Origin of the sequence: Terrisporobacter mayombei, assembly GCF_020748465.1 — a bacterium.
Classification (GTDB): domain Bacteria; phylum Bacillota; class Clostridia; order Peptostreptococcales; family Peptostreptococcaceae; genus Terrisporobacter; species Terrisporobacter mayombei.
Genome location: NZ_JAHZMP010000199.1, coordinates 1 through 465, shown reverse-complemented (window position 1 = coordinate 465; position 465 = coordinate 1). Strand labels below are relative to the sequence as shown.

1 protein-coding gene is annotated in these 465 nt (G+C 40.0%); it reads left to right on the top strand.

From position 1 onward, the window contains the following. The first annotated feature begins 72 nt into the window (after positions 1-72). On the top strand, positions 73-333 hold the full coding sequence (locus K0039_RS25225) for an EscS/YscS/HrcS family type III secretion system export apparatus protein (protein WP_000341004.1): 261 nt from the start codon (positions 73-75) through the stop codon (positions 331-333). Positions 334-465 lie beyond the last annotated feature (132 nt).

Genomic DNA, 465 nt, shown 5'->3' with positions numbered 1-465 from the left:
GGTTGGACAATGTTATCAAAAGGACTCATTTTACAATATTTTGACCTATCCATTAATCCCTGAGGAAAAAATATGGACGATATTGTTTTTGCAGGGAATAGGGCGCTGTATCTGATTTTAGTTATGTCTGCAGGACCTATCGCAGTTGCGACATTTGTTGGTTTATTAGTAGGGCTTTTTCAAACGGTAACACAGTTGCAAGAACAGACGTTGCCATTTGGCGTGAAATTATTATGCGTAAGTATTTGCTTTTTTTTAATGAGCGGATGGTATGGCGAAAAATTATATTCTTTTGGTATTGAAATGCTGAATTTAGCATTCGCGAGAGGATAGCATGGGTGAGGCGATACTCTATCAGTTGCATAGTCTGCTGGCTGCTACAGCGCTCTGTTTTTGCCGATTGGCACCCACTTTCTATTTGTTACCATTTTTCGCCAGTGGGAATATACCAACAGTAGTCCGTCA